The 13680-nt window shown below is 66.9% G+C and carries 10 protein-coding genes; all 10 read right to left on the bottom strand.

Annotation, left to right across the window (positions count from 1 at the left end; genetic code table 11):
- Nucleotides 1-137: 137 nt before the first annotated feature.
- Nucleotides 138-1136 carry a 30S ribosomal protein S2 gene (locus tag MKI84_RS09355; protein ID WP_241618857.1) on the bottom strand — a complete coding sequence of 333 codons (999 nt, stop codon included), beginning with the start codon at nt 1134-1136 and terminating at the stop codon, nt 138-140.
- Between the two features lie 262 nt (nt 1137-1398).
- The gene (gene dnaE / locus MKI84_RS09360; protein ID WP_241618859.1) at nt 1399-4833 is read right to left on the bottom strand and encodes a DNA polymerase III subunit alpha; all 3435 of its coding nucleotides are present in this window, start codon (nt 4831-4833) and stop codon (nt 1399-1401) included.
- 311 nt (nt 4834-5144) lie between these two features.
- The gene (locus tag MKI84_RS09365; RefSeq protein WP_425353819.1) at nt 5145-5828 is read right to left on the bottom strand and encodes an ABC transporter ATP-binding protein; all 684 of its coding nucleotides are present in this window, start codon (nt 5826-5828) and stop codon (nt 5145-5147) included.
- Nucleotides 5829-5839: 11 nt separating this feature from the next.
- Complete coding sequence (locus MKI84_RS09370) at nt 5840-7063, bottom strand: lipoprotein-releasing ABC transporter permease subunit (protein WP_241619212.1); 1224 nt, start codon at nt 7061-7063, stop codon at nt 5840-5842.
- Nucleotides 7064-7200: 137 nt separating this feature from the next.
- A complete protein-coding gene (gene proS / locus MKI84_RS09375) occupies nt 7201-8523 on the bottom strand; it encodes a proline--tRNA ligase (protein WP_241618863.1) in 1323 nt (440 codons plus the stop codon).
- 412 nt (nt 8524-8935) lie between these two features.
- Complete coding sequence (locus MKI84_RS09380; RefSeq protein WP_241618865.1) at nt 8936-9202, bottom strand: DUF1467 family protein; 267 nt, start codon at nt 9200-9202, stop codon at nt 8936-8938.
- A gap of 9 nt (nt 9203-9211) precedes the next feature.
- A complete protein-coding gene (gene mce, locus MKI84_RS09385) occupies nt 9212-9616 on the bottom strand; it encodes a methylmalonyl-CoA epimerase (RefSeq protein WP_241618867.1) in 405 nt (134 codons plus the stop codon).
- A gap of 27 nt (nt 9617-9643) precedes the next feature.
- On the bottom strand, nt 9644-11317 hold the full coding sequence (locus MKI84_RS09390) for a ribonuclease J (protein WP_241619214.1): 1674 nt from the start codon (nt 11315-11317) through the stop codon (nt 9644-9646).
- A gap of 181 nt (nt 11318-11498) precedes the next feature.
- Nucleotides 11499-12242 carry a biotin--[acetyl-CoA-carboxylase] ligase gene (locus tag MKI84_RS09395; RefSeq protein ID WP_241618869.1) on the bottom strand — a complete coding sequence of 248 codons (744 nt, stop codon included), beginning with the start codon at nt 12240-12242 and terminating at the stop codon, nt 11499-11501.
- Nucleotides 12243-12244: 2 nt separating this feature from the next.
- Complete coding sequence (gene nuoN / locus MKI84_RS09400; RefSeq protein ID WP_241618871.1) at nt 12245-13675, bottom strand: NADH-quinone oxidoreductase subunit NuoN; 1431 nt, start codon at nt 13673-13675, stop codon at nt 12245-12247.
- Nucleotides 13676-13680: the final 5 nt, after the last annotated feature.

Raw genomic sequence — 13680 nt, forward strand, 5'->3', positions numbered from 1 at the left:
CCGGCCGGAGGGTTCCGGGCCGGCCGTGCATTCACATTGGCGTGGTGCGCGGCGCAGGCGCCGCGATCACCTAACCGTTGGCGCAGGCGCCACGACTACTCAAACTCAGGCGCCTGCCGGAGCCGACGCCGTCGTGATCACTCGACCTCGGCGGTCAGTTCCTTGGCCTGGGCGATCCAGCCATCCACGCGACCCGGCAGGCCGACTTCCTCGCCGATGCGGTGCGCATCGACCGCATCGAGCGCGGCAATCTGCGAGTAGTGGAAGATGCCGAGATCGGTCAGCTGCTTCTCGATCGCCGGGGAAACGCCGGTGAGCTTCTTCAGGTCGTCGGCGATACCGCGCGGGCCGGAAAGCGGCTCGAAGCTCGACCAGGTGGTTTCAGCCGGCAGGTCCTCGACCATCGGAACCTCGGAGGCGCCGACATCGATGCCAAGGTCGCCCTGGGCGCGGCCGATGCCGTCGATCGCCGCGCGGGCGATCAGGTCGCAATAGAGGTTGATGGCGCGGCCCGCGTCGTCATTGCCCGGAACCGGGAAGGCGATGCCGTCCGGATCGCAGTTGGTGTCGAGAATCGCGGCAACCGGAATGCCCAGGCGGCGCGCTTCGGCGACGGCGAGGTCTTCCTTGTTGGTGTCGATCACGAACAGAAGGTCGGGAATGCCACCCATGTCGCGGATACCACCGAGAGCGCGATCCAGCTTCTCCTTCTCGCGCTGGAGCGTCAGGCGCTCCTTCTTGGTGTAGCCCACGCCCTCGCCGGCACTGAGCAGCTCTTCGAGCTTCTTCAGGCGGGCGATCGAGTGCGAGATGGTCTTCCAGTTGGTGAGCATGCCGCCGAGCCAGCGGGAGTTCACATAATACTGGGCGGAACGCTTGGCGGCATCGGCCACGGCATCGGCCGCCTGACGCTTGGTGCCGACGAACAGCACGCGGCCGCCACGGGCCACGGTGTCGGAGACCGCCTGAAGGGCGCGGTGCAGCGCCGGCACGGTCTGCGCCAGGTCGATGATGTGGATGTTGTTGCGGGTGCCGAAAATGAAGGGGGCCATCTTCGGGTTCCAGCGGTGCGACTGGTGACCGAAGTGGACGCCGGCCTCAAGCAGCTGGCGCATGGTGTAATCGGGAAGTGCCATTGTCGTCTCTCTTCCGGTTGGCCTCCGCGGATTTAGCCGTGCCGAGGGATTTCGGCGTACGGCACCGGAGCGACCTGACGGCTCGCCCATCCAATGGACAGCGAGCCCGGGCGCGAATCCGCGTGCGGGATGGCGCGGCATATACGCGAGGAGGCCGAATGGCGCAAGTCCGGCGGCTGCACGCCGCAAGGGCGAGGACGGTCTGCCGCCCGCCCTTATGTCCTTTGCCCATAGCCGCGGCTGGGCTCATCGATAAGGGCCGTCAGTGCGCCTCGACCGCCACCACACCGGGCACCGCCTTGATGGCGCCGGCGATCTGGGGGGAGAGGCTGAAGCGGCCGGGGAGCTTGACCTCGACCTCGGTTGCCCCGCTCTCGCCGAGCAGCAGCACGAAGGCGACCTCGCCATCACCCCGCCCGCCGGCCAGCGAGCCAAGGCGGGAGGCGACGCTGTCCAGCGGCTCCGGGGAGCGCAGGAAGATGCGCAGGCCCTTCTGCATCTTGGCGGCGGCCTCGTCGAGCGGCTCGCAGTTCTGGATGCGCGCGCGCACATCCTCGCCCTGCAACTCGGCCGCGACATGCAGCAGCAGCGCCCGGCCCGGCTCCAGCAAGTCGCGGAACTGGTTCAGCGTCTCGGAAAACAGCACCGCCTCGAACTGGCCGGATGGATCGGACAGGCCGACAATGCCCATCTTGTTGCCGGTCTTGGTGCGGCGCTCCTGCTTGCTCACCACGGTGGCCGCGAGACGGCCATAGCCGTGGCCGGCGCGGACGGAGCGCTGGAAATCCATCCAGCGCTGCACGCGGAACCGCTCCAGTGCCTTACCGTACTCATCGAGCGGGTGGCCGGTGAGAAAGAAGCCGATGGCGTCGTATTCCTTCTGCAGCTTTTCCGCAGGCAGCCAGGCCTCGACATTGGGAATGCGCAGGCTTGCCGCGGCGGATGGACCGCCAAACATGTTGCCCTGCCCGAGCGCCACCTCGGCCCCCGTTGCCGCGGCATGGCCGAGCACGCCCTCGACCGCGGCAACAGCCCGGGCGCGGTTCGGCTCCAGCGCGTCGAACGCGCCGGCATTCACGAGACTTTCCATGGTGCGCTTGTTCAGCGCCTTGGCATTGATGCGCGAGGCGAAATCGGCGAGGTCCTTGAACGGCTTGTCGCCGCGCGCCTCGACGATGGCGTCGACCGCCTGCACGCCCACGCCCTTGATGGCGGCGAGCGCATAGAGGATGCGCCCGTCCTTCACCGCGAATTCGCGGCCGGAATGGTTCACCGACGGCGGCACCACCTCGATGCCGAGCCGCTGCGCATCCTGGCGGAATTCCGCAAGCTTGTCGGTGTTGCCCATGTCGAGCGTCATCGAGGCGGCGAGGAATTCGGTGGGGTAGTTCGCCTTGAGATAGGCGGTCTGGTAGGACACCAGCGCATAGGCGGCGGCGTGGCTCTTGTTGAAGCCGTAATCGGCGAACTTCGCCAGCAGGTCGAAGATCTCCGACGCCTTGGCCTTGGGCACGCCGCGCTCGATGGCGCCGTCGACGAAGCGCTCGCGCTGCTTGTCCATCTCGGCGCGGATCTTCTTGCCCATGGCGCGGCGCAACAGGTCCGCTTCGCCGAGCGAATAGCCCGACAGCGTCTGCGCGATCTGCATCACCTGCTCCTGGTAGATGATGACGCCGTAGGTCTCCTTGAGGCTGCCTTCCAGCGCGGGATGGGCATAGGCGGCCTGTTCCTGCCCGTTCTTCACCGCGCAATAGACCGGGATGTTGGCCATCGGACCCGGCCGGTAGAGCGCAACCAGCGCGATGATGTCCTCAAGCCGGTCCGGCTTCATGTCCACCAGCGCCCGGCGCATGCCCGCGCTTTCCACCTGGAACACGCCGACCGTCTCGCCGCGCGTCAGCATGGCGTAGGATTTCGCATCGTCGAGCGGGATGGTGGAGAGGTCGACCTTGATACCGCGCTGGGCAATGAGGCGTACGGCGGTCTGCAGCACGGTGAGCGTCTTGAGGCCGAGGAAGTCGAACTTCACCAGCCCGGCCTGCTCGACCCACTTCATGTTGTACTGAGTCACCGGCATGTCGGAACGCGGGTCTCGGTACAGCGGGACCAGCTTGGCGAGCGGGCGGTCGCCGATCACGATGCCGGCGGCGTGGGTCGAGGCGTGGCGGTTCAGCCCTTCCAGCCGGGTGGCGATGTCGAAAGCCCGCTTCACCACCGGGTTGGCGTCGCTCTCGGCCTGGAGCTTGGGCTCGTCGCCGATGGCCTGCTTCAGCGAGATCGGGTTGGCCGGGTTCTGCGGCACCAGCTTGCACAGCTTGTCGACCTGGCCATAGGGCATTTCCAGCACGCGGCCGACGTCGCGCAGCACGCCGCGCGCCTGCAGCGTACCGAAAGTGATGATCTGCGCCACCTGATCGCGCCCGTAGCGCTGCTGCACATAGCGGATCACCTCGTCGCGCCGTTCCTGGCAGAAGTCGATGTCGAAGTCCGGCATCGACACGCGCTCGGGGTTCAGGAAGCGCTCGAACAGCAGGCCGAAGCGCAGCGGATCGAGGTCGGTGATGGTGAGGGAATAGGCCACCAGCGAACCCGCGCCCGAGCCGCGCCCCGGCCCCACCGGAATTCCTTGCGCCTTCGCCCACTTGATGAAGTCCGACACGATGAGGAAGTAGCCGGGAAACTTCATCTTCTCGATGATCGACAGCTCGAAGGCGAGCCGGTCCTCATAATCCTTCACGGTGAGGCCCGTCGCCGGGCCGTGGACCGCGAGGCGCGCCGCCAGCCCCTCCTCCGCCTGGACGCGCAGTTCCTCGGCCTCGTCGCGGTCGAAGGTGAAACGCGGCAGGATCGGCTTCACGGTGCGCGGGCGATAGGCGCAGCGCCGGGCGATCTCGACCGTGTTGGCAAGCGCCTCCGGCAGGTCGGCGAACAGTGCTGCCATCTCGGCGCGGGTGCGGAACCGGTGCTCCGGCGTGAGCTGGCGGCGGTTGTCCTCGGCCACCAGCTTGCCTTCGGCGATGCAGATCAAGGCGTCATGCGCCTCATAGTCTTCCTGTGTGGCGAAGAACGGCTCGTTGGCGGCGACGATGGGCAGTTCGAGCCGATAGGCGAGGTCCAGCAGTCCCGCCTCGACGCTGCGCTCCTCGGCGGTGCCGTGGCGCTGCAGTTCGACATAGAGGCGATCGCCGAACATCTCAGCCAGCGTGACGAGCCGCTGCTCGGCCACATCGGCGCTGCCGGCGGCGATCGCGCGGTCGATCGGCCCGCCGGGTCCGCCGGTGAGCGCGATGAGCCCGTCGTTGATCCCGTGCAGCCAGTCCGCCTTGATGTGCGGCGCGCCGTCCGAGGCCGTGTCGAGGAAGGAGCGCGAGACCAGCGCGATCAGATTGGCCCAGCCGGTCTCATTGGCCGCCAGCAGCACGAGGCGCGGGCGCTGGACGTTCAGCCCGCCGCGCCCGGACTGGTCGGCGAAATCGATGGCGAGCGCGCAGCCGAGAATCGGCTGGATGCCGGAGCCGGCGAGCTTCTCGGAGAATTCCAGCGCGCCGAACAGATTGCCGGTGTCGGTCAGCGCCAGTGCCGGCTGGTGATCCTTTTTGGCGAGGTCGGCGAGCTTGGCGATGGAGAGCGCGCCCTCGAGCAGCGAGAACGAGGAATGGACGTGAAGATGGACGTATCCGGGATCGGTTGCGGCCATGTTCATTCTCCTGCGACTCAGCTGGCGCCGATGGTGGACACCGGCGCCGCCCGCGTCCACCGCCGCGCACGGGCATCCCCGTTGTCCTCAGGCGCGGCGCGTCAGACTCCGGTGAACACGCCCGCCCAGGTCCCGATCATCGCGATGAACAGACCGATGGACGCGAGCGCGGCAGCTTCTTCGAGAAGGATGCGGATCATGTCGACCTCCATGGAACATATGGAGAACATTATGCCCGCAATCCCCAGAGGTCAACGAATGTTCCTCTTTCGTTCTTGACTATGGTTTCCGACAGCCTAACGCCGGACGCCCTATTCCAGCTCGACGATATGCCCATCCTGCAGCGTCACGCGGCGGTGCATGCGATAGGCGAGATCGAGATTGTGCGTCGCGATAACCGCCGCGAGCCCGGTTGCCTCCACGAGTTGCGACAGCGCGCCGAACACATGGTCCGCGGTGTGGGGGTCGAGATTGCCGGTGGGCTCGTCCGCCAGCAGCACGCGCGGCGCGTTGGCCACGGCACGGGCGATGGCGACGCGCTGCTGCTCGCCGCCGGACAGTTCGCCGGGGCGATGGTCGAGACGCTTGGCGAGGCCGAGATAGCTCAGAAGCTCGGTGGCGCGCTTGGTGGCCTCGCGCTTGGGCAGGCCGCGGATCATCTGCGGCAGCATCACGTTCTCCAGCGCGGAGAACTCAGGCAGCAGATGATGGAACTGGTAGACGAAGCCGACATCGGTGCGGCGGATGCGCGTGCGCTCGGCATCGCCCAGGCCGGCGGTCGGCTTGCCGGCGATGTACACCTCGCCGGCGTCCTGGTGCTCCAGCAGGCCGGCAATATGCAGCAGCGTCGACTTGCCGGTGCCCGAGGGCGCGACCAGCGCGACCGACTGACCCTCCAGCACCGAAAAATCCGCGCCACGCAGGATGTCGAGCGTGGCGTCGCCTTGCGGATAGCGACGCTCGACGCCTTGCAGTCGAAGGGCGGCCGATGGCACGGGCAAGGATCCTATTCGTAACGGAGCGCTTCCACCGGATCGAGGCGCGCGGCGCGCCAGGACGGGTAGAGCGGAGCGAGGAAGGAGAGCACCAGCGCCATGATGACGACGGTCGCGGTCTCGCCGGCATTCATCTCGGCGGGCAGGCGCGAGAGGTAGTAGAGCTCGGGCGAGAACAGCTCGGTGGCGGTGAGCCAGGAAATGAACTGGCGGATCTCCTCGACATTCAGGCAGACCACCAACCCCAGCACGAAGCCGGCGAAGGTGCCGACCACGCCGATGGCCGCGCCGGTGACGAGGAAGATGCGCATGATCGCGCCGCGCGTGGCGCCCATGGTGCGCAGAATGCCGATGTCGCGCCCCTTGTCCTTCACCAGCATGTTGAGGCCGGAGACGATGTTGAACGCCGCCACCAGCACGATCAGCGTGAGGATGAGGAACATCACGTTACGCTCGACCTGGAGCGCATTGAAGAAGGTGGCGTTTCGCTGGCGCCAGTCGACGATATAGATCGGTCGTTCCGCCGCCGCATGGACCAGCGGCCGGAACGCGTCCATGGCGTCGGCATTGTCGGTGTAGACCTCGATGGCGGTGACGTCGCCATCCTTGTTGAAATAGGCCTGCGCCTCGGGCAGTGGCATGAACACGAAGGCGCTGTCATATTCCGACATGCCGATCTCGAACACCGCCGCGATCTTGTAGTTCTTGATGCGCGGCGTCGTGCCCATGGGCGTTACCGCGCCGCGCGGAGCGACCAGCGTGATGCTGTCGCCGGCCCGCAGCGAGAGCTGGTCGGCGAGGCGCTTGCCGATCGCGACCCCCTCCCCGCTGTCGAAGCCCTCCAGCGTGCCCTGCCGGATGTTGCTGCCGATCGAGGGCAGCTCGCGCAGATCCTTTTCCGAGATACCGCGCACCAGCACGCCGCCAGCATTGAAGGGCGATGACGCCAAGGCCTGCCCCTCGATCAGCGGCACGGCGAATTTCACGCCCGGCACGCCGGCGATGCGCTGCGCGACCGCCTCGTAATCGGTGAGCGGGCCATCGAGCGGCTGGATCAGCATATGGCCGTTGAGGCCGAGAATCTTGGACAGAAGTTCGGTGCGGAAGCCGTTCATCACCGCCATGACGATGATCAGCGTCGCCACGCCAAGCATGATGCCGAGAAAGGAGAACCCGGCGATGACCGAGATGAAGCCTTCCTTGCGGCGCGCCCTCAGATAGCGCAGCGAGAGCATCCATTCATAGGCACTGAACGGCCGGGTTCCGCCAGCCTCACGCGGGGCAGCGGCTTTTGCCGCCTTGCCGCGGGACCTGTCCGGCGTCGCGCCGGATGCGCTCTTTGCTGCCATGCGTTCTCCGCCGCGCGGGGCGTTCATTCGAGAATCTGGGCAAGCGCCGCCGCGATCGGCAGCGTCTCGCGATGACCGTCGGCGCGGCGCTTCAATTCCACCGTGCCGTTCGCCAGCCCTTTCGGACCGACGATGATCTGCCAAGGCAGGCCGATCAGGTCGGCGGTGGCGAATTTGGAGCCGGGCCGCTCGTCGGTATCGTCGTAAAGTACGTCGACATTGCGGGCGACCAGCTCGGCATAGATGGTCTCGCAGGCGGCATCGGTGGCGGCATCGCCCACCTTGAGGTTCAGCAGCCCGACCCGGAACGGCGCGATGGCCTCCGGCCAGATGATGCCGTTCTCGTCATGCGAGGCCTCGATGATCGCGGCGGCGAGGCGCGAGGGGCCGATGCCATAGGAGCCCATGTGCACGGGGCGCTCCACGCCGTCCGGCCCGGTGACCTTGGCGCCCATCGGCTCGGAGTACTTGGTGCCGAAATAGAAGATGTGCCCGACCTCGATGCCGCGCGCCGAAAGCTGGCTGCCCTGCGGCACCGCCTCGAAGGCCTCGCGGTCGTGCTTCTCCTCGGTCGCGGCATACAGGCTGGTCCAGCCGTCGACGATGGTCTGCAACGCCTTCGGATCGTCGAAATCGACGCCGGCATCTGGGGTGGCCATGTTGAGATAATCGGCGTGGCAGAACACCTCGCTCTCGCCAGTCGAGGCGAGAATGATGAATTCGTGGCTGTGATTGCCGCCGATCGGCCCGGTATCTGCCACCATCGGAATCGCCTTCAGCCCGAGCCGGGCGAAGGTGCGCAGATAGGCGACGAACATGCGGTTATAGGCCGTGACCGCGCTCTCGAAGTCGAGGTCGATCGAATAGGCGTCCTTCATCAGGAATTCGCGCGAGCGCATCACGCCGAAGCGCGGGCGGACCTCGTCACGGAACTTCCACTGGATGTGGTAGAGGTTCAGCGGCAGGTCCTTGTAGGACTTCACATAGGCGCGAACGATCTCGGTCAGCATCTCCTCATTGGTCGGCCCGAACAGCATGTCGCGTTCGTGGCGATCCTTGATGCGGAGCATTTCCTTGCCGTAATCGTCATAGCGCCCGCTCTCGCGCCACAGATCGGCCGACTGGATGGTCGGCATCAGGATCTCGATCGCGCCCGCCCGGTTCTGCTCCTCGCGCACGACGTTGCAGATCTTGTCGAGCACGCGCTTGCCCAGCGGCAGCCAGGCATAGATCCCCGCGCTCTCCTGCCGGATCATCCCGGCGCGCAGCATCAGCCGGTGCGAGACGATCTCTGCTTCCTTCGGGACTTCGCGGAGGATGGGAAGGAAATAGCGGGAGAGGCGCATCAAGTGGACTCACGATTCGGCCGGCGGGCGCGCGCGGCGGGGGCAATCCGAGTGAAACCGGATCGGTCGGAAAATTACAAGCCCTTGAGGCCCGGACGGAACGGCCATTCCGTCACGCCAGTCCGATCCCGAAGGAAATCGTGCTGCGCGAACTATCGCAATGCACAATCGATCTATTGCGGCGCAAGGATGACAAAGGTGCGACTCATGGCTTATGTTGCGTGCCTCTGAAAGAGGGTCCGCCAGACGCCGCTGCGAGCGCGATGACAGGCTCAGGTCTCGGGAGGAATGACGACTAAGAAAGCCCCCCGGCAGATGCCGAAACGGCACGGAATCGGGTTGCGGGCGGAAATTCAAGAAGAGCAGGCGGGACCGAGGTCCCGCCTCTTTTTTTGCCCGGCGCGTGGCGCGTTCAATAAGGTTTGAACGGCATCGGGAACATGTCGAGCGTCAGCCGTCCGGTTTCAACCGACCAGTAGAACAGCCCGACGATCACCGCGGCGATCACCGAGGTCGCCAGAATCTTGCGCAGCAGGAGCGGGCGCTGGGGCGCGCCGGGCTCGGTGCCGTCCTCGATCACGCCGTCCTCGTGCTGGGAGCGCACGCCGAACGGCAGCACGGCGAAGATCACCGTCCACCAGACGATGAAATAGATCGCGATATAGGTGGTGATGCCCATGTTCCGGCCTCAGGCCTGTTCCAGCTCGACGAGCGTGCCGAGCAGGTCCTTGGGATGCAGGAACAGCACCGGCTTGCCATGGGCGCCGATGCGCGGCTCGCCGGTGCCCAGCACCCGCGCGCCGGCCGCCTTCAGCCGGTCGCGCGCGGCGAGAATGTCCTCGACCTCGTAGCAGATGTGATGGATGCCGCCATCGGCGTTGCGTTCAAGGAACTTCGCGATGGGAGAGCCCTCCCCCAGCGCGCCCAGCAGCTCAACCTTGGTGTTGGGCAGCTCGATGAACACCGTGGTCACGCCGTGCTCGGGCTGGTCCACCGGCTCGGAGACCGCGGCACCGAGCGTGTCACGGTAGAGCGCGCAGGCGCTCGCAAGGTCCGGCACCGCGATGGCGACATGGTTGAGGCGACCGATCATGGCAGGCTCCCTGGTTCGAGGCGCCCTTCATACCGTGATTACCAGCACATGGCAGAGCGGCTTCTTGCCCCACACGCCGTTCACCGAGCCACGCACCGCGCGGCTGAGCGATTCCGCCACCAGATCGGGATCGCGGCGGCGCGGCTTGGGCAAATTGTCCAGGCAATCGAGCACCGCGTCCTCGATCACCTCGTCGATCGGGCGCCCGCCGAGGCCGAGCCTCGGCAGGCCCGACAGATCAATCATCGGATCGCCCACCACCTCGCCCTTGGCGGTCATGGCGACGGCGATCGACACCAGCCCGCCAAAGGACAGCCGCCGGCGCTCCGCCACGGCCGGATCGGCAGCGGCGGTGAGCACATGGCCGTCCTTGTACAGCTTGCCGACGCTGATGCGCTCCGACACTTCCGCCCCGCGCGCGGGATCGCCGCCTGCAAGGCGCACCACATCGCCATCGACGATGCGGATCACTTCCTTGGCGCCCATGCGGCGGGCAAGCTCGGCATGCTCGGCCAGATGCAGCGGCTCGCCATGGACCGGCACGGCGACCTGCGGGCGCAGCCACTGGTACATCTGCTCCAGCTCACCGCGCCGGGGATGGCCGGAGACATGGACCAGCGCGTCGCGGTCGGTGATGACCTTCACCCCGTCCAGAACCAGCGCGTTGATGATGCGGTTCACCGCCCGCTCATTGCCGGGAATGGTGCGCGAGGAGAAGATCACATGATCGCCGGCCGACAGCGCGATTTCCGGGTGGTCGTCGTCGGCGATCCGGGCCAGCGCCGCGCGCGGCTCGCCCTGGCTGCCGGTGAGGATCGCCACCACCTTGTCGCGGGGCAGGAAGCCATAGGCATCCACCGAGCGGAAGGCGGGCAGTCCGTTCAGCAGCCCCTGCTCGCGCGCCACCATCACGACGCGCTCCATGGCGCGGCCGACCAGCACCACCTCGCGACCCGCCTTGATCGCCGCCTCCGCCACCGAGCGGACACGCGCGACGTTGGACGCGAACGTCGTCACCGCCACCCGGTAGGGCGCCTTGGCGATCAACTCGCCCAGCACCGCCTGCACGTCGAGTTCGGACGGCGAAATGCCGTCGCGAATGGCATTGGTCGAATCGCAGATCACCGCGCGCACGCCTTCGTCGCCGAGCGCGGTAAAACGGGCCGGGTCGGTGACGTTGCCGACCACCGGGGTCGGGTCGATCTTCCAGTCGCCGGTGTGCACGAACAGGCCGAGCGGGGTGCGCAGCGCCAGCGCGTGGCTGTCGGGGATCGAATGCGCGACCGGCACGAACTCGACCTCGAACGGGCCGATCTGCACCCGCCCGCCCGACGGCACGACATGGAACGGAATCCTGGGCGCTCCCGGCTCGTTCAACCGGCGCGCCTCGGCCAGCGCATGTGTGAACGGCGTGGTGTAGACCGGACAGTCGAGACGCGGCCACAGGTCGACCAGGGCGCCGACATGATCCTCATGGCCATGGGTGAGCACCAGGCCGACCAGACTGCCGCGCTCGCGCTCCAGAAAGGCGACGTCGGGCATCACGATGTCGATGCCCGGCAGGTCCGGTCCGGCGAAGGAAATGCCGAGATCGACCGCGAGCCATTTGCGCCGGTTCTTCGGGCCGAAACCATACAGCCCCAGATTCATGCCTATCTCGCCCACGCCGCCCAGCGCGACGAAGACCAGTTCATCCGGCATCTTGCTCACTCAACAGCCTTTCACACCCGGTCCCGCTCCGCGGACGTCATCGTCCGAACGACAGGCGGGACCCTCAACATTTCCTCGCGCGAGCATGATCGCCACCTGACGGCCGATCAACTCCCGCTCTCCCCTTTGCCGTGACGCCTTTTGCCATTGGATGCAATCCAAACGGTGGCGATCAGCCGCCTGGCGCCGGAAAAACATCGCCGGCATTGATGATTTCACGCGCGCCGTCGCTCCGGCGCAGCAGCATGGCACCGGACGCATCGAGCGCCTCGAACACGCCGGACGTCTCGCGCTCGCCCAGCCGTACCAGTACCGGGCGCCCGATTCCCGACGCGCGGCGCAGCCATGCGTCCCGTATCTCGGCAAACCCCGCGCCGCGCGCCCATTGCGCCAGCCGCTCCTGCATCGCCGCGTCGAGCGCCGCGAGCAGCGCGTCCGGTGATGTGGGAAAGCCTGCGCCGGCGAGGTTGACGGCCTTGTAGGGCGTATCGGGAGGGTTGTGCGCACAGTTGACGCCAAAGCCGATCACGGTGGCGCCGCGCCCATCCGGCAGCAGCGTGGCCTCCAGCAGGATGCCGGCAAGCTTGCCGCCGTCGATCAGCACGTCGTTCGGCCATTTCAGGCCGATGCGCAGCGGGTCGATCCCCGTCACCGCGCGCACGGCGTCGTGCAGCGCCAGCGCCGCCACGAAGCAGAGTTCGGGTTGACGGATCAGCGGCGCGGCGTCGACCAGCAGCAGCGTGGCGTAGAGATTGCCGGGCTCGGAACTCCACGGACGTCCGCGCCGGCCGCGCCCGGTGGTCTGGCGCTCGGCCACGAACCAGCAAGGCGCCGGACCGTTCGCACGGGCCAGCGCCTCGATATTGGTGGAACCGACGGCCTCGAAGCGGACGACGGGGCTCGGCGCCGCCGCCATCCTCAGAACAGGGCTTTCGCCGCGACGCCGGCCGCCGCCAGCAGGGGCGCGGGATAGGCGAAGAGCAGCACGGTGAACAGGCCCGAAACCGCCAGCACCGCGCGCAGTTCACCGGGCATCGGTTCGAAGGCGCCGGCCGGCTCGTCGAAATACATCACCTTGACGATGCGCAGGTAGTAATAGGCGCCCACCACGCTCGCCAGAACGCCGACCACGGCCAGCGTGTACAGCCCGGCCTCGATCGCGGCGAGGAACACGTAGTACTTGGCGAGGAAGCCCGCGAGCGGCGGGATGCCGGCCAGCGAGAACATGAGCGCCGCCAGCATGAACGCCATCACCGGGTTGGTGCGCGCGAGGCCGGCGAGGTCCTCGTAGTTCTCGACCATGCCTTCCTTGCGGCGCATGGAGAGGATCACCGCGAAGGTGCCGAGCGTCATGGCGACATAGACCGCCATATAGACCAGCACGCCGCGCACGCCCTGCTCGGTGCCGGCGGCGAGGCCGACCAGCGCATAGCCCATATGGCCGATCGAGGAATACGCCATGAGTCGCTTCAGATTGCGCTGGCCGATGGCGGCGAAGGCGCCGAGCACCATGGAGGCCAGCGAGACGAAGACGACGATCTGCTGCCACTGATGGGTGACGTTCGGCAGCGCCTCGATGGCGAAGCGTACGAACACCGCCATGGCCGCCACCTTGGGCGCCGCACCGAAGAAGGCGGTGACCGGGGTCGGGGAGCCTTCATAAACATCCGGCGTCCACATGTGGAACGGCACGGCCGAGACCTTGAAGCACATGCCGGCAAACATGAACACGATGCCGAAGATCAGGCCGAGCGAGGGCTCGCGCGCGGCATTGGCGATCTGGGCGAAATTGATCGAGCCGGTGAAACCGTAGATCAGCGACGCCCCGTAGAGCAGCATGCCCGAGGACAGCGCGCCGAGGACGAAATACTTCAGGCCCGCTTCCGTCGAGCGCACGGAATCGCGGTTATTGGCGGCGATCACATAGAGCGCGAGGCTCATGAGTTCGAGGCCCATATAGAGCGCCAGCAGGTCGCCCGCCGAGATCAGCACCATCATGCCCAGCGTCGAGAGCAGGATGAGGATCGCGAACTCGAAACGGCTCTGCTTCTCCGCCTTCAGCCAGTCCACCGACATGGCCAGCGCCCCGCCGGCACCGAGCAGCGCCAGAATCTTCATGAAGCGGCCGAACTCGTCGACCTGGAAGCTGCCATTGAACAGCACCACCTTTTCGGCGGGGCTGAGGAACACCAGCACCAGCGCCGCGAACAGCGCCGCCAGCGCGAGGCCGTTGACGGTGTCCACCGACTTCGGCCCGACGATGGCGCCGAACAGCACGAGGAAGATCGCCGCCGCTGCGAGCAGCAGTTCCGGCAGCGCGGGGCCGAGCGCGGCAAAAGTGAGGGTCATCGGGC

The organism is Ancylobacter gelatini (assembly GCF_022601675.1).
Classification (GTDB): domain Bacteria; phylum Pseudomonadota; class Alphaproteobacteria; order Rhizobiales; family Xanthobacteraceae; genus Ancylobacter; species Ancylobacter gelatini.

Coding starts and splice junctions, on each gene's coding strand:
- MKI84_RS09355 (WP_241618857.1), bottom strand. CDS start 1,136: ATGGCACTTCCCGATTACACCATGCGCCAGCTGCTTGAGGCCGGCGTC.
- dnaE (WP_241618859.1), bottom strand. CDS start 4,833: ATGGCCGCAACCGATCCCGGATACGTCCATCTTCACGTCCATTCCTCG.
- MKI84_RS09370 (WP_241619212.1), bottom strand. CDS start 7,063: ATGCTCTCGCTGCGCTATCTGAGGGCGCGCCGCAAGGAAGGCTTCATC.
- proS (WP_241618863.1), bottom strand. CDS start 8,523: ATGCGCCTCTCCCGCTATTTCCTTCCCATCCTCCGCGAAGTCCCGAAG.
- MKI84_RS09380 (WP_241618865.1), bottom strand. CDS start 9,202: ATGGGCATCACCACCTATATCGCGATCTATTTCATCGTCTGGTGGACG.
- mce (WP_241618867.1), bottom strand. CDS start 9,616: ATGATCGGTCGCCTCAACCATGTCGCCATCGCGGTGCCGGACCTTGCG.
- MKI84_RS09390 (WP_241619214.1), bottom strand. CDS start 11,317: ATGCCGGATGAACTGGTCTTCGTCGCGCTGGGCGGCGTGGGCGAGATA.
- MKI84_RS09395 (WP_241618869.1), bottom strand. CDS start 12,242: ATGGCGGCGGCGCCGAGCCCCGTCGTCCGCTTCGAGGCCGTCGGTTCC.
- nuoN (WP_241618871.1), bottom strand. CDS start 13,675: ATGACCCTCACTTTTGCCGCGCTCGGCCCCGCGCTGCCGGAACTGCTG.